This is a genomic window from Deinococcus sedimenti (genome assembly GCF_014648135.1).
GTDB lineage: Bacteria > Deinococcota > Deinococci > Deinococcales > Deinococcaceae > Deinococcus > Deinococcus sedimenti.
The window spans coordinates 196,295-218,331 of sequence record NZ_BMQN01000002.1 but is presented as its reverse complement, the minus strand read 5'-3'; the positions used below and the strand labels follow the sequence as shown (position 1 = coordinate 218,331).

Below are 22,037 nucleotides of genomic sequence, written 5' to 3'. Positions count from 1 at the left end.
GCATGAGTGCCCTGATCCTGATCGTCGAGGACGAACCGCAACTGGCGGAGGTGCTCGAGGCGTACGCCCGCCAGGAGGGCTACCGCACCGAACGCGCCGCCGACGGGAACGCCGCCCTGACCGCCTACCGGGCCGCCAGTCCGGACCTGATCCTGCTGGACGTGATGTTGCCGGGCCGCAGCGGCCTGGACGTCCTGAAGACCGTCCGCGCCGAGGGCGGCACGCCCGTGATCCTCGTGACCGCCCGCGCCGAGGAGACTGACCAGATCGTCGGGCTGGAACTCGGCGCGGACGACTACGTGGTCAAACCCTTCCGCCCGCGCGAGGTGATGGCGCGCGTGAAGGCCGTGCTGCGCCGCGCGACCGCCCTGCTGGACGATTCGGACCGCCCGCTGCGGGTGGGGCCGCTGGAGGTGGATCGCCGCGCGGTCGTGGCGCGCGTGCACGGCGAGACGCTGAGCCTCACCCCGGCCGAGTTCCGGCTGCTGTCGCAGCTGGCCGAAGCGCCGGGCCGCGCGTACACCCGCGAGGAACTCCTCGCGGCGGCCCTGCCGGACAGTGACGCGCTGGAACGCGTCGTGGACGCGCACCTGGCCAGCGTGCGCCGCAAACTGGACGCCGCGCGGGCCGGGGGGCTGCTGCACACGGTGCGGGGCGTCGGGTACCGCCTGGAGGCCGCCGGATGACGCCGCCCGCCGGAAAACCGCAGCGCACGCAGCCGCTGGCGGTGACGCTGCTGCTGGCGATGCTGCTGGTGGTGGGTGTGGCGGTGGGCAGCACGTTCTACTTCTCGAATCTGGTCGTCAAACGCGAATTCGAGCGGCTGCCGAGCGGCGTGCGCGAGATGATCCGCGAGCAGCAGGCGGCAACCCTGCGCGGCGAGGTGATCACGCCTACGCCGCCGCTGCCCGTCGTGCGGACCGGGTCGGCGGCGGACCCGTACCTCGAACCGTTCGAGAGCAGCCCCGACGTGGGCGGAACGATCCGGCAGGGCAGCGGCAACGACGCGGTCATCAAGGCCGGGAAGCGCCCCCGGAACCTGTGGGTCAATGACGGCAAACCGCCGCCCCGCAGCCGCGCGCAGGATTTCCTGCGGGACGTGCAGAGCAGTCTGCTGCAGGTGGGACTGGTGGCGGCGGCCGTGTCGGCGCTGCTGGCGTTCCTGATCTCGCGCCGCGTGGCGCGCCCCGTCTCGGCGGTGTCGGGCGCGGCGGCGCGGCTGGCCGGCGGGGACCTGAGTGCCCGTGCGCCTGTCCTGGGCGGCGAGCGGGAGATCGCGGCGCTGGCGCACTCGTTCAACGACATGGCCGAGAACCTGCAGGCGCTGGAACGCGAGCGGCAGCAGGCAGTCGCGGACATCGCACACGAACTGCGCACGCCGATCGCCGTGATCCAGGCGCGCCTGGACGCGCTGGAGGACGGCGTGTACCCACTGAACACCGAGCAGATCGCGCTGCTGAGCACGCAGACGCAGCTGCTGACGCGACTGGTCGGGGACCTGCGCACCCTGACGCTGGCGGACGCCGGGCGTCTGGCGCTGGACCCGCGCCCGCTGGACCTGGGCGCGCTGGGGCAGGAGGTCGTGCAGGCCCTGCAGGACCGCGCCGCCGCCCTGGGCCTGACGCTGGGCGTGCAGGCAGACGCCGCGCCCACGCTGGCCGACCGGGACCGCGTGCGGCAGATCACCACGAACCTCGTGGACAACGCCCTGCGGCACGCCCGCAGTCGCGTGCTGGTCCGCGTGGAGACGCGCGGCGAGCACGTCATTCTGCACGTCGAGGACGACGGTCCCGGCATCCCCGAGGGCAGCCGCGAGGCGGTCTTCACGCGCTTCACCCGCCTGGACGCCAGCCGCTCCCGCGACACGGGCGGCAGCGGCCTGGGCCTCGCCATCGTGCGCGCCCTGGCCGCCGCGCACGGGGGGCAGGCGGCCCTGGCGGCGTCCAGGGGGCTGGGCGGCGCGCACTTCACGGTGACGCTGCCGGGCCCCCTGGGCTGACCAGAGCGGTGGTCACCTGCGGCCGGGTTTGGTGCGGCGCTCGCTTATGCTGCGGGCATGTCCCCCATCACCGAGCTGCTGCTCGTGGGTCTGCTGGTCGTCCTGATCGTGCGCAGCGTCCGTCTGGAACGCAGGTTGAATGACGTGCGTCGCCAGGTGGACGCCCTGACCCGCTCCGCGCCCTCCGCTGCGCCGCCGCGCCTTCCGGCTGCCGCACCGGCCGCGGCTGAACCGGCCGTCGAGCCGGAACGGGTGGGCCTAGGCGCCGCGGCACCAGCAGCCGTGGTGGTCCCCCCCGCCTGGCCGGACGAGCCGCCGCCGCAGCCGGTGCGGCGCCGCTGGATGCCGGACCTGGACCTGGGCGCACCGGAGTTCAGCCGGGCGCGCATGAGCGTGATCGGCGGCGGGCTGGTCATCGGGGGGCTGGCGTGGACGCTGCGGGCGCTGTCCCTGCCGGGCTGGACGACGCTGGTGGCGGTGTACGCGTTCGCGGCGCTGCTGTGGTGGACGGCGCGGGGCGTGCCGCAGCCGGTGGCGGGCGCGCTGCGCGGCCTGGCGTACGCGTCGGGCGCGCTGGGGCTGGGCGGACTGGCACAGCACCTGGGGCTCTGGGGGCCGGGGGTGGTCATGGCGGGCCTGCTGGTCCTGTCGGCGCTGATGGCGGGGCGGAGCCTGCGGGCCGGTGAGCCGCTGCTGGCCGCGATGGCCGGGGCGGGGGCGGCCGTGTCGAGCTGGATGCTGGGCGACGACCTGGGCGTCTGGTCGCCGCTGGTGATGGGTGTCACGGGATTGATTCCCGCGCTGGCCGTCCCGGCGCTGCTGCGCGCCCTGCGTAGCGAGGACACCCTGACGGGCGCGGACGCTCCCGCCGGGTTGCCGCGCGAGTCGAGTCTGATGCTGACCGTGCTGGTCGCCGCCGCGCTGCCCGCCGGGCACCTGCTGGCGGCGCTGGGGCACGTCCCGGACCCGCTCAGCGGCCCGGTGCCGGGCGCGCTGACGGCGCTGCACCTGACGGGGTGGGGCGTGTGGGCGTGGGTGTCGGGCACGCTGCTGACCTGTGGGACGGCGGCGGTCCTGCTGCGCGGCGCCGTGGCCCTGCCGCCCCGGGCGGGACCGGATGACCGGCCCGGGTACCTGGAGCTGGGCGTGGCTGCCGCCATGGCGGCGGCCGCGCCCCTGCTGGCGGCGGCGGGTGCGCTGGGCGTGGGGGTTCGGCTGTCGCAGGGCGGTTCGCTGGTGGCCCTGCTGCTGCTCGCGGTGGGGGGCGCGGCCCTGAGTGCCTGGGGGTGGCGCACGCAGCTGCGCGAGGCGGCAGTGGGCCGCACGCCGGGCGCGGCGCTGGCGGGCGCCGTGGCGGGCGGCGCGACGGCAGGGACGGCCGCGCTGCTGGGTTCGGCGGTGCTGGGCCTGCTGGGGGCCCGCAGTCGCCCGCTGGCGTACCTGGGGCTGGGGGTCGCGCTGACCAGGGTGGGCCTCGCGGCCCGCAGCCGCACCTGGGTGCGTCTCGGCGGGGTCCTGACTGGCGTGAGTGCTCTGGTCGCCGTGACCCTGACGTTGAGAAGTGGGGCCGCGCCGACGCTGGTGTGGGGCACGGCGGCGGCGCTGCTGGTCGCGTGGGTCGCGGCGGCCCGCGTGGCCCGGCGGGGCTGGCGACCGGAAGCGCAGGCGCACTCCGTGGCGCTGGGCATCGCGGCCACCGTGTTCGGACTGGGCGGCCTGCTGGAGGCGGCGGGCGTGGCCCTGCTGTTCGGCGCGGCGCTGTGGACCGAGGGGACCCTGCGGCGGGCGGGCGCGCCGCTGGAGCCACTGCGGGCGGGCGCGCAGGTGGCGGTCACCGGGGCGTCGATCCTCCTGGCGGTGTGGGGAGTGTTCCGTGCGCTGCCTGCCGTTCCGGTCAGCCTGACGGCGCTGCTGCTGGCCCTGCTGGGCAGCGTGCTGGCGCTGCTGGCGTCGCGGGTGGATGCCCCTGCGCGGACGGCGGCGCGGCGCACGACGCCTCAGGGGGTGGGCGGTGCGGACGCACTGGCACCGGCGGCGTCGTTCCCGGCGCTGCCGGGCGCTCCGGCGTCGCAGTTTGCCGCCTGTCTCGCGGTGGCGGCCCTGCTCGCCGCGCTGGGCGTCTGGACCGGCATCGACCGGGCTTCGAGCGTGGGGCTGGCTGCGGCGGCCCTCGCGCTCGTCGGGCACCGCCTGGCGCTGCGGCGCGCGGATGTCGTGTCGACGGCCGCTCTGCTGGTGGGCGCGGGGTTCGTCTCCCTGAACCTGGCGAGCGAGGTCCTGACCCGCGCCGCGTCCCCCTGGCGGGCGATGCAGGCGGACGGCACCGCCGACCGGTGGGCGCTGCCGTTCACGGCGCTGGCGCTGCTGGGCGCGTGGGCGCTGCTGCACACCCCGACCGGTCGCCGCCTGTGGACCCGCTGGACGCCGCAAGGCGCGTCCCTTCCGCCCATGCCTGCGCGCATCTGGCGCGCGCCGCTGATCGCGGGCGGACTGGCGCTGGCGGTCAGCACGCTGTGGCTGGCGCTGGCGCCCCGACTGGCCGTCATGCTGGATGGTCCGCTGGGGACGCTGGGCAGCGTGGGCGCGCTGATCACCGGGGTGCTGGTCGCGCTGGGCGCGTGGCGCTGGGGGGGCGTGGGCCGGGGTGGGGCGCGTCCTCTGTGGGACATGGGCGTCGGGATCGGCGCGGCGGCGGGCGTGAAGGCCGCGCTGCTCGACGCCCCCCTGTATGACCTGCCGCGCGTCGCGTCGGGCCTCGCGGTGCTCGTGACTGGACTGGCACTGCTACTGCTGGCCGTGCGGGCGCCCCGCCCGGACGCCACGGTCGGGCAGGACGGCCGGGAGGAGGACAGCGGCGCTCTGCGTGTGCCGCAGCCGGTCGTGCCATCCGGGGACACGGTCCCCGCCGCCTGAAGCCCAGCGGCCCCGGACCCACCAGCTCAGGTCCGGGGCCGCTGCTGCATCGCGTCAGGTGCGGGGTTTCAGCGCGGGGATGCGCAGGCCGCCGCGACCGTCCCAGCCTTTGAAGGCGTAGAAGCGGCCGGGCTCGCCGGTCAGCAGGTAGTCGCTGAGGGGTTCGCGCATGGGGGGCGCCTCGATTTTCTGCAGGGCTTCCTCGACGGTGCAGAAGCGCGCCTCGACGATGAACCCATCGGGGTCGGCGGGGTTCAGGAGGCCGTCCCAGGTGGCCTCGAACGCCACGGCGATGGCGCGTTCCCCGCGGCGTTCGTCCTCGATGTGCACCGTGTACGCCATGTGCTTGATGCCCGTCAGTTTCAGGCCGGTTTCCTCGTAGATCTCGCGGTACAGCGCCTCGGGGAGGGTCTCGCCGGGTTCGACGACGCCGCCCGGCAGGGTGTGGCGGACGCGGCCGTGGCCCTGCCAGTCGTTCCCGACGAGCAGCACGCGGCCGAAGCGGTCGCGGAGGATCCCGGCGGCGACGAGCAGGTCACGCCGCGCCATGTTGTCCCTCCTCGCCCATCTGGATCAGTTGCAGTTCGCGCTGCGCGCGGGCGAGGTTCGCCACGACCGGCCCCAGCGCGCCCGCGATGACGCTGTCGAGCGGGTGGTTCTTGCCCTCGCCTTCCAGGCGGTGGTCGGTCACGCGGTTCTGGGGGTAGTTGTACGTGCGGATCTTCTCGCTGCGGTCGCCGCTGCCGACCTGCGCGGCGCGGTCGCTGCGTTCGCGTTCCTCCCGCGCGATCCGCTCGCGTTCCGCGAGGCGCGCGGCGAGGACCTGCAGGGCCTTCTCGCGGTTCTTGATCTGCGAGCGCCCGTCCTGGCACACGACCATGATCTCGTCGGGGGTGCCCGCGCGGTACACGGCGCGCACGGCGGAGTCGGTGGTGTTCACGCCCTGCCCGCCCGCACCCTGCGAGCGGAACACGTCGATGCGGACCTCGGACAGGTCCAGCTGGACCTCCTCGCTGTCCGCCTCGGGCAGCACGGCGACGGTGACGGTGCTCGTGTGGATGCGGCCCTGGCTCTCGGTGGCGGGGACGCGCTGCACGCGGTGCACGCCGCGCTCCCACCGGAACGCGCGGAAGGCGCCGTCGCCCGTGACCTCGGCGACGACCTTGCTCGCGCCGCCCAGGTCGCTCTCGCTGGCGTCCAGCACGCTGAGTTTCAGGCCTGCGCCCTCGGCGTAGCGGGTGTACATGCGCAGGAGGTCCATCACGAACAGTCCGGCCTCGGCACCACCCGCCCCGGCGCGCAGTTCCAGGATCACGTCCTTCGCGTCGTCCGGGTCGGTCGGGAGCAGCAGCACGACGAGGTCCGATTCGATCTCGGCCAGCCGCGCCTCCAGGGCCTGCACCTCCCCGGCGGCGAGTTCGCGCATGTCGGGGTCGGTGAGGAGTTCGCGGGCGCCGCTCAGGTCGCCTTCCAGCCCGTCGCGTTCGCGCAGCAGGGTCACGAGCGGCAGGAGTTCGCGGTGGCGGCGGGTCAGGCGGGCGTACTCGCGCGGGTCGGCCAGCGCGGCCGGGTCGCCCAGGGCGCGCTCGACCTTCCCGAATTCCGCCGCGAGTTCATCGAGGCGGCTCATGCGTTGCCCGCCAGGATGCGGCGCGCCGCGCGCTGGCCGAGCGGAGTGAGCCGGGCCGGGCCGCGCACCGGGCGCGGGTCAGGTCGGACCCCGGTGCGGGGGCGGGCCTGGGCAGCAGACGGTGGGCGGCTCACGTGGCGGGGGAGCGCCCGCGTGCTGGGCACGGCGGACGGCTGGCGGCAGACAGGGTGGACACGGGAATCATGAGTGCAGTCTAGCGCCCCCCCGCGAGCGGCTGCGGAAACGTTCCCCTGACGCGCGCCTCACAGTGGGCCTGCCGGGTGTCATAAGGATTCCGTCTGTTTCGTTCACAACCCGGAAGGACACCGGGTTGCCAACTCCACGCCCGGAACCCGTTACTCTCCTACTCACTCCGCTCGGGTTGAACGTTTTTGCAAACCTTTCAACCGGAGTCCGCATCAGGTGTCTGCCCGCTCCAGCCTGACACCCGGCAGCCTCTCTCCCGCCGGGAATGCGTCTAATCCAGGGGTCCGGGGGTGGGGGGCGGGGGCGCTACAGTCGGGCGCATGAGAACCGTGACCGTCGGCGTGCTGGGCTGTGGGACCGTGGGGCAGGACGTCCTGAACCTGATCCAGAAACGCGAGGCGATCTTCGCCGATCTGGGCGTGCGGATCGAGGTGGCGGGCGTGCTGGTGCGCGACATGTCCCGTCCGCGCGCCTGCCCGCCCGGCACGCCCCTGACGACCGACCCGGGGTTCCTGCAGGAGTGCGGCGTGGTGATCGAGGCGATGGGGGGCGTGGAGCGCCCCATGGACCTGCTGCGCCCGTACCTGCGCTCGGGCCGCCCGGTGATCACGGCGAACAAGGCGCTGCTGGCCGAGAAATGGGACGAGCTGCGCGACTACGCGCTGGACGGCAAGCTGTACTACGAGGCGTCCGTGATGGCCGGGACGCCCGTGATCGGCCCGATGAGCACCGTGCTGCGCGCCAGCACCTTCCAGCGCCTCCAGGCGGTGCTGAACGGCACGTGCCTGTACATCATCACGCAGATGGAACAGGGCAAGGAGTACGCGCAGGCCCTCGCCGAAGCGCAGGCGCTCGGGTACGCCGAGGACCCGCCCACCCTGGATGTCGGCGGCTTCGACACGGCGCACAAGCTGACGGTCCTGGCGCGCTTCTGCGCGGACGGGAACTTCCCGTATGGCCGCGTGCAGGTGCAGGGCATCGAGCACCTGACCCTCGAGGACGTGCAGGGGGCCCGCGCGCGCGGCGAACGCATCAAACTCGTGGCGGAACTCGAAAGCGGCGGCGGCGAGTGGCAGGCCCGCGTCTCCCCGCAGTCCCTCCCCGAGGACCACCCGCTGTGCAACGCCGGAGCCAGCCGCAACGCCATGGTGTACGAGGGCGAGGAATGCGGCACCCTGATCTTCGCCGGGGGCGGCGCGGGCGGCATGGTCACCGCGAGCGCCATGGTCGGCGACCTGCTCGACTGGGTGATCGGCTTCCCCGGGCACGTGCCGCTGCACTGAATTCTGGGTTGTGGGGAGTGGGCAGTGGGACGTGGGAACAGCAGAAGCAGGGAGCGAAGGCCCGTGCCGACGCTCCCTGCTTCTGCTGTCTGGTGGCTTCAGCGTGGGCGGGTCAGGCGCCCGACCCACTCACTCCCCACTCCCCCATTCACTCCTCGTCGCGGTCGTCCTCGTCCTCGTCGAGTTCCACGTCGGCGACGTCCTGGTCGTCGGCCCAGTCCTTGACGACGTTCGTGCGGCGCAGGTCGTCGCGGGGCGCGGCGAGGCGGGCCTGTTCGCGGTCCTCGCCGCTCATGACGCCCTGCGCGCGGCCCAGGACGGGCTGGTCGGCGGCGGACGCGCCGTAGCGCTCAGCGAGGTACGCGGCGACCCACGCGCCGAAGTACCACAGGGCCAGCTGCGCCGGGTACCCGACCGCGCCGTCCGGGTAGGGCACGTGGATGATCTCGTCGATGCGGGATTCCAGGACCTCGCGCGCGAGCAGGAGGGTGTCGTCGGCGTCACCGAGGATCACGGCGACCTTGGCGTCGCCCTTCTCGTGCTGCGCCTCGAACGCGCCGGTCACGAGGGGCAGGGGGTCGCCGATCAGGGGGACGCTGAGGGTCTTGCCGGTGCGGGCCAGCAGTTGCTGCCACGCGTGCGGCAGGGCGTCCGCGTCGGGCGCGGCGAGCAGCAGCGGGAGGCGGCCCCACAGGCTCCAGGCGAGGTCCCGGGCGGGGTTGTTCTCCGTGACGTGCGGGGCGCAGCGGGCGGCGAGGTCCGCGATCAGGGTGTCGGCGGCCTGGGCGTCCTCGCTGTGCCCGGTGGCGTGGGCGACGTACTGCGCGAAGTGGTACGTGGCGAGCGGCCCGCCGGGGACGAGGGTGTCGATCTCCTCGGGGGTGCCGCCGGTGGCGACGCGGCGCACCTGCGCTCCGGCGACGCTGGCGAGGTCGGCGTAGTCGGTGGCCAGGGCGGCGGCGTCGGGGCTGCTCAGGACGAACTGCGTGCCGCTGCGGGTGAGGCTGCTGGCGACCAGCGTCTGCGCGAGGTGCGCGGCCAGCTGGCCCTCGCCGGCGCCCACGAGGCCGTAGGGGGCGTCTTCGGGGCGGGTGGGGCCGCTGTAGCTGCCGGGCAGCGTTTCAAGCAGGGTCAGGAGGTGGGTACTCATGCGCTTCAGGGTACAGGCTGGGGCGCGGCGTCCGTCCCGGGGCCCGGGTCGCGCGCGGCGACCCGCCGGACCTGGGAGGTGGCAAAATGGCGTCCAGCACGTCTTTTATTTCTTCACGTTCGCTTAATTCAGCGTGCTAGAATCCGGCGCGTGCGCTTCCAGACAACTGCCGGGGACATCGCCGTCCCGAACGCAAAACACCACCCCGTGGGGTGGCGTTCGGTGGGTGGTGCACTCGACTGGACTCGAACCAGTGGCCTTTGGCTCCGGAGGCCAACGCTCTATCCACCTGAGCTACGAGTGCAGAGCTCCGGTACCCTAGCACCTCGCATGAAGGAGATCAAGTGAACAAGAAGAAACTCGTGAACGTCCTGATGGGCGTCCTGGCCCTGCTGCTCGTGGTCGGCATGGCCTACCAGTTCACCCCGAACCTGGGTGACCTGTTCAACAAGCAGACCGGCACGCCCGCCCTGACCGTGAACGGCACGACCGTCACCGTCGAGCAACTGGAAGCCGCCCGGCGCCAGAACCCCGTGCTGAGCAGCACCGACACCGGCGTGCTGGGCGACGATTTCAAGACCTTCGTGGTCGCGCAGCAGGTCGATCAGACGCTGGTGTCGAACGCCGTGAAGGACATCAAGGTCAGCCGCGGCGACGTGGACGCCAAGGTCAAGGAAGTCCGCGCGCAGAACAACCTGACCGACAACAAAGCCTGGACGGACGCGCTGCAGGGCGTGGGCCTGACCGACAGCGAGTACCGCAAGCAGGTGCGCCAGAGCCTCGCCATCGAACGCAAGATCGACGAGCTGAAAAAGGCCGTGCCCGCCGCGACCGACGCGGAACTGCAGGCGTACTACGACCTGAACGCCGAGAAGTACCAGACCGACCCGCGCATCCAGGGCCGTCAGATCGTCGTGGCTGACAAAGCCAAGGCGCAGGACCTCCTCAAGCAGCTTCAGGGTGGCGCGGACTTCGCGCAGCTGGCCAGCGCGAACAGCACGGAGTTCAAGGACCGGGGCGGCGCCCTGGGCCCCATCGAGAACGGCGCGCCCCGCCCGGTCGCGCAGGTGGCGCTGCCCAGCGAGGTCGGCGCGGCCGCGTTCGCCCTGAAGGACGGTGGCCTGACCGACGTCGTGGAAAGCGGCGGGAAGTTCTACATCGTGAAGGTCGAGCAGTACCTCGCGCCCAGCGCCAAACCCTTCGCGGAAGCGAAGAGTGACGTGGCGACCGCCGTGAACGAAAGCAAGAAGAACGCCGCGGTGGAAGCCTGGGTCGAGGGGCTGCGCAAGGACGCCAAGGTCGAGTTCAAGGACCTGAACTGGAAGGTCGAGGACCCCACCGTCGCGACCGTCGCCGGGCAGGACATCCGGTACTCGCAGGTCGTGGAGCAGGTCGTGAACAACCAGCAGTTCGCCAGCCTCCTGCAGCAGGTGCCAGCTGAGAATGCCTCGCAGCTCGTGAACGGCATCCTGAAACCTCAGGTCATGCAGCAGCTGATCCAGGGGTACGCGGCGCCGTCCATCGCGGAGCGCCTGAAACTGAACCTCGTCGGCACCCGCCAGGAGATCGCGCAGGGCGTCGCCGCGTACGGCGCGCGGGGCGCGAAGGTCAGCGACGCGGACCTGCAGGCGTACTACACCGAGAACAAGGCGCAGTTCGAATCGCCCGCCAGCGCCACCGTCAGCGAGGCCAGCTTCAAGGACCAGGCGAAGGCCGTGGCGTTCCGCAACTCGTACACCCGCGGTGACTTCGTGGCCGCCGCCAGCAAGGCGGGCGGTACCGTCAGCGAGCGCGGCAGCGTGACCGCCGGGGACGGCAAGCTCAGCGAGGAGCTGAACGCCGCCGTGTTCACCGCCCGCAGTCTCAAGGACGCCGCCGACGGCAGCCTGAGTGACGTCGTGAAGGTCGGCGACCGCTACTCGGTGCTGTACGTCACCGACCTGAAACCCGCCGAGAGCCAGAGCTTCGCCGACGTGCGCGACCAGATCGAGCCGGTCGTCCTGAGCCAGAAGAAGGGCACCGAAGGTCAGCAGTTCCTGGACGCCCAGGTGAAGACCCTGAAAGTCACTGACAAGCTCAAGGACGTCCTGGCCGCACAGGAAAAGCGTGTGGCCGCCGCGACGCCCAAGGCCCCGGCCACGCCCACCAAGGACGGCGCCACCGACGGCAAGACTGACGCCGCGCCGGCGGGCAGCACCGGCGACAGCGCCACCGAGGCGCCTCCCGCCGACAAGTAATCTCCCTTCCCTCCTCCGCCCCGGACCCTTCTCGGTCCGGGGCGGTGACTTGTGTGCCGGACTTCCGCCCGGCGGGTGCGGGTGCGCGGTGAAGGTCGAGCGGAGGCGTGCCGCCGCGTTACACGCGGGCGCGCAGGCCCAGCAGCAGCCCGGCGGTGAACGCCCCGGCGAACGGCAGGTTCGCGGTCAGGATGCGGGTCAGCCAAGCGCCGCCGTTCTCGCGGCCCTGCGCCAGCCACGGTTCGGCCAGCGCCTGCACGCGCAGCCAGTTCACGCTGACCAGATCGAAGTACGCCAGGACCTGCAGCGTGATGAACAGCAGGCCCAGTCCGACCAGCGCCCAGCGGCCGATGTGCTTCAGGGCGACGCCCGTCGCGAAGCCCAGCAGCGCGCCGACGCTCAGGTCGGGCAGCAGGGGCTTCAGGGCGTCCGCGAATCCCGCCGGGGCGGGCGCGGCCGCGTTGACGTGAAGGAGGGTGGTGGAACCGGTGGCGCTCAAGGTGGGGGCATCCTAGCGTGTGGGCGCGTGGCGGACTGCGCTGAAAGGCGGACGGCACGGGCGGCGCGGCGCGGTATGGTGTAGGGACCGTGACCCTCCCGACCGAGCCCTCCCTTCCCGACGTGATCTCACCTGACCTGTACGAACGCCTGTGCGCGGGTGACGAGCAGACGTGGTTCGAGTTCGTGCAGGAGTACGAGGGCCGCATGTACGGCTACCTGTACCGCCTGGAGGGCAACAGCGAGGACGCGCTGGACCTGACGCAGGAGGTCTTCTACCGCGCGTGGCGTAGCATCCGCACGTTCCGCGCCGGGGAGCGGGTCCTGCCGTGGCTGTATCAGGTGGCGCGCAACACGCAGATCGAATCGCACCGCCGCAAGCAGTTGCAGCGCTTCTCGCTGGAGCAGGCCCGCGAGGACGTGGGCTTCGAGGTGACCAGCGAACGCCGCTCGCCCGTGCAGGCCGCCGAGAGTGCCGACGCGCAGGACCGCGTGCAGCGCGCCCTGTCGCAGCTGCCGCACGAGTACCGCGAGGCGGTCGTGCTGCGCTTCGTCGAGGACCTCAGTTACGACGAGATCGCGCAGATTCAGGGCGTCGCGATCGGCACGGCCAAAAGTCGCGTGTTCCGCGCAAAGGAGCAGTTGTCCGACCTGCTCGCAGGCGCCGCCGACGTCCACTGACCCGCGAGCCGCCGATCACGCCTCGTCCGGGTCGGGGGGGCCGTCCTCCCAGCGCAGCAGGTCGCCCGGCTGACACGCCAGCGCGCGGCACAGGGCGTCCAGGGTGCTGAACCGCACCGCGCGGGCCTTCCCGGTCTTCAGGATACTGAGGTTCGCCAGGGTGATGCCCACCCGCGCCGAGAGTTCCGACAGGGTCATGCCCCGCTGGGCCAGCAGGTCGTCGAGATGCACGCGGATCGGCATGTCAGACCGTCAGTTCCTCGTCGCGCAGCACCTGGAACGTGACGTTCAGGACCGCCGCGAACGCCAGCAGCCCCACGCCGGGCAGGCTGGTCATGACGAGCATCCCGGCGCTGCCCGCCAGCAGCAGCGGATCGGTGGTGACCAGCGGCAGCAGGCCCGGAACGACCTGCCCGGCCAGCAGCGCCGCGCCCGCCAGCGCGACCTCTCGCGGGACGACGCTCAGGGTGCCCTGGCGGCTGGCGCGGGCGGCCCGCCACAGGAACAGCAGGGCCAGCGCGCCGGGCAGACTCCCGAGCAGCATCTGGGGCAGCGCGGACCACCCCCGCTGCGTCAGGCCGTAGATCAGCGCGGCGACGCCGAGGAGCAGGGCCAGCTGACACAGGCGTTCCAGACGCGTCAGGGCGCGGGTGCGGAGGAGCGTGGTCAGGGTCATATGGTCGTCCTCTGTCGGTCCAGGCTGGCACGGCCCTCGTCCAGCCAACCGGACAGGGCCATGAGCAGCAGCGGCAGCGCCACGGACACCACCATAGAGAGAAGAACGTCCGGGCTGAAGGATTCACTCGGCAGGTGCATTTGACTCGAATCCGTACGCCATCCCTGGACTGTGAGCAACCGGTCGAGGCCCAACACCGTTGGAATCAGCAGCAGCGGACTCCAGAACAACCACTGACCGGCGCAGAACAGATGACTGCTGACCCGACTGCACAGCGGCCCCCCGCGCCAGGCAGCGACAAGGGCGAGGGTCAGGAACCAGTACCCGGCGAAGGTCACGACTGTCCAAGGGAGCGTCAGGGCGCCCGGCCAATCACCGTAGGACAGCACCAGAAGATCCCCAATCAGCAGGATGCCCAGAACAGTCAGGATCAGCACGGTGGTGACGATCAGCAACAGGAGCAAGGGATTCAGAAGGCGACCGGATCGGGTCATACGGTCAGCTCCTGTTCGGCGCGCAGTTGCCGTTCCTGCTCGCGGATGTGCGCCGCCTGGGTGAGGGCAGCCGCGAACAGCACGCAGACCGCAGCGATCAAGAGGGGCGTGAGGTTCACTCCGAACAGGCTGAAGAGACTGGTGTTGACGGTATTCCCCAGCACCACGGCCTCCTCGGGCAAGTGGCGGCGCAGGGCCTCAAGCGGTTGGATACGAGCAGTCATCCAACTGTTCAGCAAGGGTTGCAGCACGGCAAACACCTGCCCGATCAGGGCCAGCCGGGCGGTGAGGGTCAGGTCGCGAGCGTTGTCGGGGTGGAACGGGTCACTCAGCAGGCGGCGCGTGAACTGCCGGGCGCGCCACAGCAGGCCGGTCACGCCCACCAGGAGCAGGGAGAAGGCAGCGAGGCAGGTGAGTCTCACCCAGCCCGGCAGGTCGTCCAGAGGCAGGTGGAAGCTGGCGAGATCGTACCGGGCGCCCGACAGATTCAACGTGGTGTTCAGTGGGATGGTCAGGCTGAGCGTGGCCTGCACTGCAGGAATGATCAGGCTGACCATCAGGAACAGCATGGTCAGGATCATCATGGTGGTGATCAGGTAGGTCAGGATGGTCTGGGCGCGGGCGGGGGTCAGCATGGGGCCTCCAGGATTTATCGATCTTCGATATTATCGTTTTTCAATATGCATGGGGGATCGTGGGCCGTCAAGCAGACCTGCACGCCCTCGTTCCCACTCCGGTGACCCGCCGCTGGAACGAACGCCCGTTATTCTCCGGGCATGAGCAAACTGGTGATCGTGGCGGCGAAGCGCACGCCGATCGGAAGCTTCATGGGCAGCCTGAAGGACGTCTCGGCGGCCGACCTGGGCGTCACCGCCGCGAAGGCCGTGCTGGACGGGGTCAGCGGGGCGGACGTGGCGGACGTGATCGTAGGGAACGTCCTGCAGGCCGGAAGCGGCATGAACGTGGGCCGTCAGGTCGGCATCGGCGCGGGCCTCCCGCAGGACGTACCGGGCCTGACCGTGAACCGCGTGTGCGGCAGCGGCCTCCAAGCAGTCATCAGCGCCGCGCAGGGCATCCGCGCCGGGGACGGGAGGCTGTACCTCGCGGGCGGCACCGAGAGCATGAGCCGCGCCCCGTACCTCCTCCCCCGCGCCCGCGAAGGGTACCGGCTGGGGCACGCGCAGGCGCTGGACAGCATCCTCTCGGACGGCCTGACCGACGTGTTCGGGAACTACCACATGGGCATCACCGCCGAGAACATCGCCGCGCAGTGGAACCTGACGCGCGAGGAACAGGACGCCTTCGCGCTGGAAAGCCAGACCCGCGCCGCCGCCGCGCTGGAAGGCAACCACTTCGCGGATGAACTCGTCAGCGTGGAGGTGCCTGGCCGTAAAGGCCCCACCATCTTCAGCGCCGACGAGTACCCGCGTGCCACCACCGCCGAGGCCCTCGCCAAACTGAAACCCGCCTTCAAGAAGGACGGGACCGTCACCGCCGGGAACGCCAGCGGCATCAACGACGGCGCCGCCATGCTCCTCGTCGCCAGCGAAGAATACGCCCAGGCGCACGGGCTGCCCATCCTGGCCGAAATCGCCAGTTACGCCGCCATCGGCGTGGACCCCGCCATCATGGGCATCGGACCCGCCAAGGCCGTCCCCGTCGCTCTGACCCGCGCCGGCATGAGCGTGGGCGACGTGGACCTGTTCGAACTGAACGAGGCGTTCGCCGCGCAGTCCCTGGCCGTCATGCGCGACCTGAACGCCGACCCCGCCCGCGTGAACGTCACGGGCGGCGCCGTCGCCCTCGGGCACCCCATCGGCGCTTCCGGGGCGCGCGTGCTCGTCACGCTGATCCACCAGCTGCGCCGCCTGGGCAAAGAAACCGGCGTCGCCAGCCTGTGCATCGGCGGCGGCATGGGCATCGCCGTCGTCGTCCGCGCGCGGGCGTAACACTGCGCCACCTGGCGGATGCCGCCGCAGTGGCACGTCCCGTAGCGTGGGGCGTGCCTCTTTCTATGGTTCAGGTGTCGCCGGAGTCGCTGGGTCTGCCGTCCGGGGCGGTGCTGGCGTGGCTGGACGCCCTGGCGGCGGACGGGCTGGAGGTGCATGGGTTCACGCTGCGGCGCTTGGGTCGGGTGGTGGCCGGGGGGCACTGGTTCCCGTACGGGCCGGAGCGGGTGCATCACGTGTACTCGCTGAGCAAGGCGCTCGCGGCGGCGGGGGTGGGGCTGCTGGTGCAGGAGGGTCGTCTGGGCGTGGAGGACCGGGTGGTGGACCTCTTCCCGGACGCCCTGCCGCCGGTCGTGGGTGAGCACCTGCGGGCCATGCGGGTCGAGGATCTGCTGACCATGCGGACCGGGCACGCAGCGGACGTGACGGATGCGCTGGTCGCGGCGGGGGACGGGGACTGGATAGAGGCGTTCCTGTCACAGCCGGTCGAGTTCCAGCCGGGGACGCACTTCGTGTACAACAGCGGCGCGTCGTTCCTGCTGTCGGCGCTGGTGCAGCGCGTGACCGGGGAGACGCTGCTGGCGTTCCTGACGCCGCGCCTGCTGGAGCCGCTGGGGTTCCGGGAGGCGCGCTGGGTCAGCAACGCGCGGGGCGTGAACCTGGGCGGGTGGGGCCTGCACCTGCGGACGGGGGACGTGGCGCGCTTCGGGCAGCTGCTGCTGAACCGGGGAGTGTGGCAGGGGCAGAGGCTGCTGTCTGCGGCGTGGGTGGACGCCATGAGTGCCGCGGACGTCCCGCCCGGCACGAACCCCGGCGACGAAAACAGCGACTGGGCACAGGGGTATGGGTATCAGGTGTGGCGCTGCCGTCACGGGGCGTACCGGGCGGACGGCGCGTTCGGGCAGTTCTGCGTGGTCCTGCCGGAGCAGGACATGGTGCTGGCGGTCACGGCGGGCGTGGGCGACATGCAGGGCGTGCTGGATCACACCTGGACGCACCTGCTGGGGAACGCGCAGGAGTCTCCCCTGCCGCCCGGTGCGGACACGGAGGCGCTGCGGGTACGCTGCGCGGCCCTCATGCTGGACGTGCCGGAGCTCCTCGATCCGCCCCCGCTGCGGGACGTGCAGGCGCACTTCACGTTCGACCCGAACGACGAGGGGTGGGAAGCCGCGACGCTGACCATCACAGGCGAACACGGCACGCTGGCCCTTGCTGGGCCGACATCGAACACGGTCCGCTTCACCCTGAACGCCTGGGAGGAGCAGACGCTGGACACCTGGGGCACCACCGTCGCCCTGACCGTCCGGGCGGGCTGGCAGGCCGACGGGGCGCTGGCCTTGACCCTGCTGCTGATCGAGGACGGCGCCCGCTGGGAGGTGCGCTGGCCCGCGCCCGACGCGCCCCTGAGCGTACAGTTGTGCGCCCCGCACTACGGCGAGGGCCACACGCTGAGCGCCCGACCCTCTACCCTGGGCGCATGAGTGACGGAGCTGGTGAGGTGGTGGGGGACCGCGAGGCGGCGTTCTTCCTGGCGATCAAGACGCGGGACGAGGCGCTGCTGCGCGCCCTGGTGGCCGGGGACGCGGAGCTGTTGAGCCTGCCCAGCCCGATGGGTGTGAGTCCGGTGCTGTTCGCGGTGTACTACGGCCGGGCGGACATGGCGCGCGTGCTGGTGGAGCTGGGCGCGCCGCTGAACGTGTTCGAGGCGGCGGCGCTGGGGGACGAGGCGGCCCTGACGCGCGAACTGGACGCCGACCCGGCGCTGGTGCATGGCGTGAGTGGGGACGGGTTCAGTCCGCTGGGCCTCGCGGCGTTCTTCGGGCACGCGGGCGTGGCAGAGGCGCTGCTGTCGCGCGGTGCGGACGTGAACGCCGTGAGCCGCAACGCGATGCGGGTGCAGCCGCTGCACTCGGCGGTGGCGGGCGGGCACGGGGCACTCGCGCGGGCGCTGATCATGGCGGGCGCGGACGTGAATGCCACGCAACAGGACGAGTTCACGCCACTGATGGCCGCCGCGCAGAACGGCGACGCGGGCCTCGCGCTGTTCCTGCGGCAGCGCGGCGCGGACGCGGACGCCCGCACGGCGGACGGTCGCCGCGCCGCGGACTTCGCGCGCGAGGAGGGCCACGCAGTGCTGGCCGACTCGCTGGAGGGGCCTCTCCCGACGTGATCAGCGCTGCGGTTCAGCCTTCCTGAACGGTTCCGTTCGGCCGTCTGAAGAAAGCCGGAAGGCAGCGCGGGTGGGGTGGGGGCAGACTGGCGGCATGACCAATCACGATGACCGCAACCCGCCCGTGACGGGCGAGCACGGCGCGCAGACGGGTTTCGACACGCCCGACCGCAAGGACGACCATCAGGAGGCCTACACGACGACGCCTGCCGGGGACCGCGTGGGGGCCGCCGATCAGGGCCTAGGCGCGTCGGCTCAGCCGCACAGCGCGAAGGACGTGACTGGCGCGTTCGATCACCTTGCCACGCGGGATGTGACGGCCATGGAGCACGAGCCGCAGGATGCGGAGTTCGCCGGCGCGCAGACCGTGGCGGGCCTGGGCGGCGAGCACCTGGACACCATCGTGCCGTCGGCGGGCGTGGGGATCAGCGCCTCGACCGCCCTGGCTGCCGAGCATCACCGCGAGGCGATCGACCGCAACCCGGGCTACACCCCTCCAAGTGAGCAGAGTCCCCCGCATGTCAGTCAGCGCCCCGGCGACCTGCCGGAAGGCGAAACGCCGGAACTTCAGCATCAGGTGCACGGCGACAACAAGAACGGCCTCTGACCGCAGGCGCGGGTCCCCCCGACTGGTTCGGGCCGGGACCCACTCGATAGCTGAGCCCCCCAGCTTCCCTCGATGCAGAAGCGCTGAGATCATCTCAGCGCTCCTGTAGTGCGTTGCGAATCAGCCTCCGGGACCGGGTGACCCAGGACGTGATTCACCTGAGGTCCTGCGCCTCCTTATGCGGGCCTACAGCTCGGAGACGTACAGCTGGCCGTCCTCGACCTGCGTGCGGTAGAGCCTGACGGGCTTCACGGCGGGCAGCGTCTTGGCCTTCCCGGTCGCGAGTTCAAATTTCGCGCCGTGTTTCTCACAGGTGATGCGGCCCATGCTGACGTCCCCGCCCAGCAGCGGGAAGTCCTTGTGGGTGCAGTTGTTCCGCAGGGCGTAGTACTGTCCCTCGAAGTTCACGACGACCACGCTGATCCCACCGACATCCACGGCGGTCTGCTGTCCGTCGGGCAGGGCTTCGGCGGGGCCGACGAGGGTGCGGGCGGTCGTGTCGCTCATCAGGCGCGAGTGTAGCGCCTGCCCGCGCGGGCTTTATACGGGCTCCGATTGAATGGGTTGCAAAACCCGTTCAATCCGAGCAGAGCGAGTGGGAGCGGGGCGGGTCCCGGACGTGGAGATGGCAATCCGGTGACGTTCCGGATTGTCGGCGAAACAAACGGAATCCGTATTACACGCCGCAGCCACTTTCCAGCGGTGTCCCCTTCAGTCCGGCGGGCGTCCACTGCTGCACGCTGAAGCCCGAGCCCTCGTAGTACGCGCCGTACAGGACGAGTTCCATGCGGCCGTCGCCGTTCAGGTCGGCCACGCCCGCCAGACGGTGGAGGGTGGCCATGGGCATGGGAGCACTGCTGCCGGGATCCCAGGGTTTCAGCGGGGCGATGTGCTCGCCAACGACGGTGGTCACGACCTTCCCGTTCACCACGGCGCGCAGCAGCAGGAGGCTGTAATCGCCGGGCTGCCCGACGGGCGGCGGGAAGTCCCCGTTGCGTTCCTGGAACCGGCTGGCCTCGATGAGGACTTCCTGGGTGCCGTTGCCGTCCAGGTCGGTGCGGATCAGCCGGGTGATGCTCACCTGTGGATTCCTCAGGCCCCGGCGGGTCAGTTCGGTTCGTACGGCGGCCTCGTACGTGGCGTTGCGGGTGGGCAGCGCGGTGACGGCGCGCGGCTGGGCGTTCAGCCGGGCTGACGTGAGGATGGCCAGTCCCTCGCGGGCAGGCGTGAGGGTCACGGCGAGCGTCTCGCTGCACGGTTCCTCCGGTGCGCCCAGTGGGCCGGGCTGTCCGCCCTGCACGCGACCGGGAGCGGCGCCCAGCGTCAGGCGGGTGTAGGTGGCCGCTCCAGTCATTCTGGCGCGGGTCTGGGCGTCTGTCAGCCAGCGTCCGTCCTGCCAGCCGCCCAGCAGGTACGTGCCGCCACTGCCGGGCAGCGTGGCGAGGACGGGGTGCAGTCCGGCAGGCGCGGCGGCCCACGCCGTGCCGGGGGTCAGGGTCAGCAGGCCAGCCAGGAGCAGGGTTCGGTGGGGGGCGCGCATGCCCCAGCGTACAGAATCAGCGCTGACAGCGGTGTCCAGTTCCATTGAAGGGCCAACACCACGCCCTTCAATTCCACTTCCAACCGCCGGTATTGTCAGGTGCTCGCTCCGCTCGTTCAGGAGGATTGAAGGGCACCTTCAATCCTCCTGAATTCTGCTGTGCGCGACGGTCACGCGGTTGCCCCAGGGGTCACTCAGGGTCAGGTGGTCGCCCGCGTCCTGCACGTCCGCGCGGCCCGCAAGGTGGGCGCGCAGGGCGCCGAGGTCGGGGGTGTGGAAGGTCACGCCACTCAGTCCGGCGGCGGGCGCGGTGGGGGCGGGCTGCCCGGCGCTGTGCCATTCGTTCAGGCCGACGTGGTGGTGGTACCCACCCCACGAGAGGAACGCGGCGCTGCCCAGGTCCGCGACGACGTCCAGGCCGAGGGTGTCCCGGTACCACTGGGCGGCCTGCGCGGCGCTGCCGACCTTCAGGTGCACGTGCCCGACGGTCGTGCCCTGCGGCGCGGTGAAGGCGACAGCGCCGTCCAGCGTGGCGGGATCGATCCCGGCGGCCGCGAGGACGGCGGCGGCGTCCACGGCTTTCGTGTCCATCTGCACCTGCCCGCCGCGCCACGTCCAGGTGTCGCGCGGGCGGTCGGCGTACACCTCGATGCCGTTCCCTTCGGGGTCGCTGAGGTAGAAGGCCTCGCTGACGAGGTGGTCGCCGCTGCCGATCCGCAGGCCCAGCCGCGCGGCGTGCGCCAGCCAGCGGCCCAGGTCGGCGCGGGTGGGGAGCAGGAAGGCAGTGTGGTACAGGCCAGGTCGGCTGACGGGCGCGCGCGGCAGGTCCGGCGTGGCGTGCAGGTGCAGCAGCGGCGCGCCCTGCGCGGCCAGGGTGATGTCGGTGTCCGCCTGGGTGGGGTCGGCCTGCGTGGTCGCGCTGAGCCCCAGCAGGGTGGCGTAGAACGCGGCGGTGCCGTTCAGGTCGCGGACGTTCAGGTGGACCGGGCCGACGTGGGTGCTGGCAGGCAGGACGGAGGTGATGGTCATGCCTCCAGTGTGCCCCTTATACTTTGATAAATCAACTGATTTGCAAAACTTACCTAACGGGGTTGAGGGCCGCGTGGAGCGCCTCGCGCGTGCGGCCCAGGTACCCCTCGCCGAACAGCAGCAGGTGCGCCAGCAGCGGGTACAGGTTCCACAATGCCGCGCGGGCCTCCCAGCCGTCCGCCAGCGGGAACGCCTCGTGGTACGCCTGGAAGACCCGCCGGGGCACCCCGCCGAACAGCCGCAGGGCCGCCACGTCCACCTCGCGGTGGCTATAGCCGACTGCCGGGTCGATCAGGGCCGGACCGCGCGGCGTGTAGTGCACGTTCCCGTGCCACAGGTCACCGTGCACCAGCGCAGGCGGCTCGGGTGGGATCAGGTCCGGCAGGCGCTCCCGCAGCGTGTCGAAGCCCGCCCGGTCGCGGGGCGTCAGGTGCAGCCGCTCGCGGGTCAGCAGAGGCTCCAGCCGCGCCGACCAGAAGAACTCGGCGGCACCCGCGGCGGACGGGTTGCGCTGCGCCAGCGACGCGAAGTAGTTGTCCGGCAGCTCCCCGAAGCACGGAGCTGGACGGGCGTGCAGCGCCGCGAGGCCGCGCCCCAGGGCGTCCTGCGCGGCGGGCGTGTCCTCGCCGGGCGGCAGCCACGACAGCAGCAGGTACGGCTGCCCGCCTGGACCACTGCCGTGCGCGATGACGTCCGGGGTGACCAGTGGCGCGGCACGCAGCAGGCTCAGGCCGTGCGCCTCGGCGGCGTAGAAGCCGTCCGGCAGACAGCGGCCGGCCTTCTGCGGCGAGGTCTTCAGGACAAAGGGGCCGCGCGTGGTGTCCAGCCGGAACGTGTCGCTGATGTCCCCGCCGTGCAGCCGCTGCGCCGAGCGGACCCCAGCGCCCAGGTGCATCTCCAGCAGCGGGGTCAGGGGCCGCACGGGCAGGTCGAGGAGCGTCATGCTCCATCGTGCCGCGCGCCGATCCCTGCAA

Annotated in this window: 22 protein-coding genes and 1 tRNA gene; 10 read left to right on the top strand and 13 right to left on the bottom strand. The window is 71.7% G+C overall.

Annotation, left to right across the window (positions count from 1 at the left end):
* Window positions 1-2 precede the first annotated feature (2 nt).
* From IEY69_RS07795 to IEY69_RS07785, 3 genes are read left to right on the top strand one after another with little or no spacing between them, the layout of a single operon-like run.
* Window positions 3-686, top strand: coding sequence for a response regulator (locus IEY69_RS07795; RefSeq protein WP_189072581.1), 684 nt, complete (start codon window positions 3-5; stop codon window positions 684-686).
* Complete coding sequence (locus IEY69_RS07790) at window positions 683-1,999, top strand: sensor histidine kinase (RefSeq protein ID WP_229783738.1); 1,317 nt, start codon at window positions 683-685, stop codon at window positions 1,997-1,999. Before IEY69_RS07795 ends, IEY69_RS07790 begins: the two co-directional genes overlap by 4 nt.
* A gap of 57 nt (window positions 2,000-2,056) precedes the next feature.
* The gene (locus IEY69_RS07785; RefSeq protein ID WP_189072580.1) at window positions 2,057-4,912 is read left to right on the top strand and encodes a hypothetical protein; all 2,856 of its coding nucleotides are present in this window, start codon (window positions 2,057-2,059) and stop codon (window positions 4,910-4,912) included.
* 54 nt (window positions 4,913-4,966) lie between these two features.
* On the opposite strand, the gene IEY69_RS07780 is transcribed toward IEY69_RS07785, so the two are convergent.
* Window positions 4,967-5,461, bottom strand: a complete 495-nt coding sequence (locus tag IEY69_RS07780; protein WP_189072579.1) for an NUDIX hydrolase — start codon at window positions 5,459-5,461, stop codon at window positions 4,967-4,969.
* Window positions 5,448-6,542, bottom strand: a complete 1,095-nt coding sequence (prfA, locus tag IEY69_RS07775; protein WP_189072578.1) for a peptide chain release factor 1 — start codon at window positions 6,540-6,542, stop codon at window positions 5,448-5,450. The genes IEY69_RS07780 and prfA overlap by 14 nt, the downstream gene beginning before the upstream one ends.
* Window positions 6,543-7,069: 527 nt before the next feature.
* Here prfA and IEY69_RS07770 point away from each other — a divergent pair.
* Complete coding sequence (locus IEY69_RS07770) at window positions 7,070-8,032, top strand: homoserine dehydrogenase (protein WP_189072577.1); 963 nt, start codon at window positions 7,070-7,072, stop codon at window positions 8,030-8,032.
* Between the two features lie 148 nt (window positions 8,033-8,180).
* Here IEY69_RS07770 and IEY69_RS07765 read toward each other — a convergent pair whose 3' ends face one another.
* Both IEY69_RS07765 and IEY69_RS07760 read right to left on the bottom strand, forming a co-directional pair.
* Window positions 8,181-9,182: an SIS domain-containing protein gene (locus IEY69_RS07765; RefSeq protein ID WP_189072576.1), complete on the bottom strand. Its 1,002-nt coding sequence runs from the start codon at window positions 9,180-9,182 to the stop codon at window positions 8,181-8,183.
* 227 nt (window positions 9,183-9,409) lie between these two features.
* Window positions 9,410-9,486, bottom strand: a tRNA-Arg gene (locus IEY69_RS07760).
* Between the two features lie 40 nt (window positions 9,487-9,526).
* Between IEY69_RS07760 and IEY69_RS07755 the strand changes: the two genes are divergently transcribed.
* Window positions 9,527-11,419 carry a peptidylprolyl isomerase gene (locus tag IEY69_RS07755; protein WP_189072575.1) on the top strand — a complete coding sequence of 631 codons (1,893 nt, stop codon included), beginning with the start codon at window positions 9,527-9,529 and terminating at the stop codon, window positions 11,417-11,419.
* Between the two features lie 118 nt (window positions 11,420-11,537).
* Here IEY69_RS07755 and IEY69_RS07750 read toward each other — a convergent pair whose 3' ends face one another.
* Entirely contained in the window at window positions 11,538-11,843 is a 306-nt protein-coding gene (locus IEY69_RS07750; protein WP_229783792.1) for an FUN14 domain-containing protein, read from the bottom strand.
* Window positions 11,844-12,007: 164 nt separating this feature from the next.
* Between IEY69_RS07750 and IEY69_RS07745 the strand changes: the two genes are divergently transcribed.
* The gene (locus IEY69_RS07745; protein ID WP_229783737.1) at window positions 12,008-12,598 is read left to right on the top strand and encodes an RNA polymerase sigma factor; all 591 of its coding nucleotides are present in this window, start codon (window positions 12,008-12,010) and stop codon (window positions 12,596-12,598) included.
* A 15-nt stretch (window positions 12,599-12,613) separates the two neighbouring features.
* Here the strand turns inward: IEY69_RS07745 and IEY69_RS07740 are convergent, their stop codons facing one another.
* The 4 genes from IEY69_RS07740 to IEY69_RS07725 are packed head-to-tail and all read right to left on the bottom strand — an operon-like array spanning window position 12,614 to window position 14,403.
* A complete protein-coding gene (locus tag IEY69_RS07740) occupies window positions 12,614-12,841 on the bottom strand; it encodes a helix-turn-helix domain-containing protein (RefSeq protein ID WP_189072573.1) in 228 nt (75 codons plus the stop codon).
* A 1-nt stretch (window position 12,842) separates the two neighbouring features.
* Entirely contained in the window at window positions 12,843-13,274 is a 432-nt protein-coding gene (locus tag IEY69_RS07735; protein ID WP_189072572.1) for a hypothetical protein, read from the bottom strand.
* The gene (locus IEY69_RS07730) at window positions 13,271-13,768 is read right to left on the bottom strand and encodes a hypothetical protein (RefSeq protein ID WP_189072571.1); all 498 of its coding nucleotides are present in this window, start codon (window positions 13,766-13,768) and stop codon (window positions 13,271-13,273) included. The genes IEY69_RS07735 and IEY69_RS07730 overlap by 4 nt, the downstream gene beginning before the upstream one ends.
* Window positions 13,765-14,403, bottom strand: coding sequence for a hypothetical protein (locus tag IEY69_RS07725; protein WP_189072570.1), 639 nt, complete (start codon window positions 14,401-14,403; stop codon window positions 13,765-13,767). Before IEY69_RS07725 ends, IEY69_RS07730 begins: the two co-directional genes overlap by 4 nt.
* Window positions 14,404-14,544: 141 nt before the next feature.
* On the opposite strand from IEY69_RS07725, the gene IEY69_RS07720 reads away from it, so the two are divergent.
* The 4 genes from IEY69_RS07720 (at window position 14,545) to IEY69_RS07705 (ending at window position 18,494) form a co-directional block, all read left to right on the top strand.
* Window positions 14,545-15,717 carry an acetyl-CoA C-acetyltransferase gene (locus tag IEY69_RS07720; RefSeq protein WP_189072569.1) on the top strand — a complete coding sequence of 391 codons (1,173 nt, stop codon included), beginning with the start codon at window positions 14,545-14,547 and terminating at the stop codon, window positions 15,715-15,717.
* Between the two features lie 53 nt (window positions 15,718-15,770).
* The gene (locus tag IEY69_RS07715; RefSeq protein ID WP_189072568.1) at window positions 15,771-17,198 is read left to right on the top strand and encodes a serine hydrolase domain-containing protein; all 1,428 of its coding nucleotides are present in this window, start codon (window positions 15,771-15,773) and stop codon (window positions 17,196-17,198) included.
* The gene (locus IEY69_RS07710; RefSeq protein WP_189072567.1) at window positions 17,195-17,887 is read left to right on the top strand and encodes an ankyrin repeat domain-containing protein; all 693 of its coding nucleotides are present in this window, start codon (window positions 17,195-17,197) and stop codon (window positions 17,885-17,887) included. The genes IEY69_RS07715 and IEY69_RS07710 overlap by 4 nt, the downstream gene beginning before the upstream one ends.
* Window positions 17,888-17,981: 94 nt before the next feature.
* Window positions 17,982-18,494, top strand: a complete 513-nt coding sequence (locus IEY69_RS07705; RefSeq protein ID WP_189072566.1) for a hypothetical protein — start codon at window positions 17,982-17,984, stop codon at window positions 18,492-18,494.
* A gap of 186 nt (window positions 18,495-18,680) precedes the next feature.
* On the opposite strand, the gene IEY69_RS07700 is transcribed toward IEY69_RS07705, so the two are convergent.
* From IEY69_RS07700 to IEY69_RS07685, 4 genes are all read right to left on the bottom strand, one after another.
* Complete coding sequence (locus IEY69_RS07700) at window positions 18,681-19,001, bottom strand: non-heme iron oxygenase ferredoxin subunit (protein WP_189072565.1); 321 nt, start codon at window positions 18,999-19,001, stop codon at window positions 18,681-18,683.
* Window positions 19,002-19,170: 169 nt separating this feature from the next.
* On the bottom strand, window positions 19,171-20,034 hold the full coding sequence (locus IEY69_RS07695; protein WP_189072564.1) for a hypothetical protein: 864 nt from the start codon (window positions 20,032-20,034) through the stop codon (window positions 19,171-19,173).
* A gap of 138 nt (window positions 20,035-20,172) precedes the next feature.
* Complete coding sequence (locus tag IEY69_RS07690) at window positions 20,173-21,063, bottom strand: VOC family protein (RefSeq protein WP_189072563.1); 891 nt, start codon at window positions 21,061-21,063, stop codon at window positions 20,173-20,175.
* Between the two features lie 49 nt (window positions 21,064-21,112).
* Window positions 21,113-22,006 (bottom strand): fructosamine kinase family protein, encoded by an 894-nt coding sequence (locus tag IEY69_RS07685; protein ID WP_189072562.1) that lies wholly within the window; start codon window positions 22,004-22,006, stop codon window positions 21,113-21,115.
* Window positions 22,007-22,037: the final 31 nt, after the last annotated feature.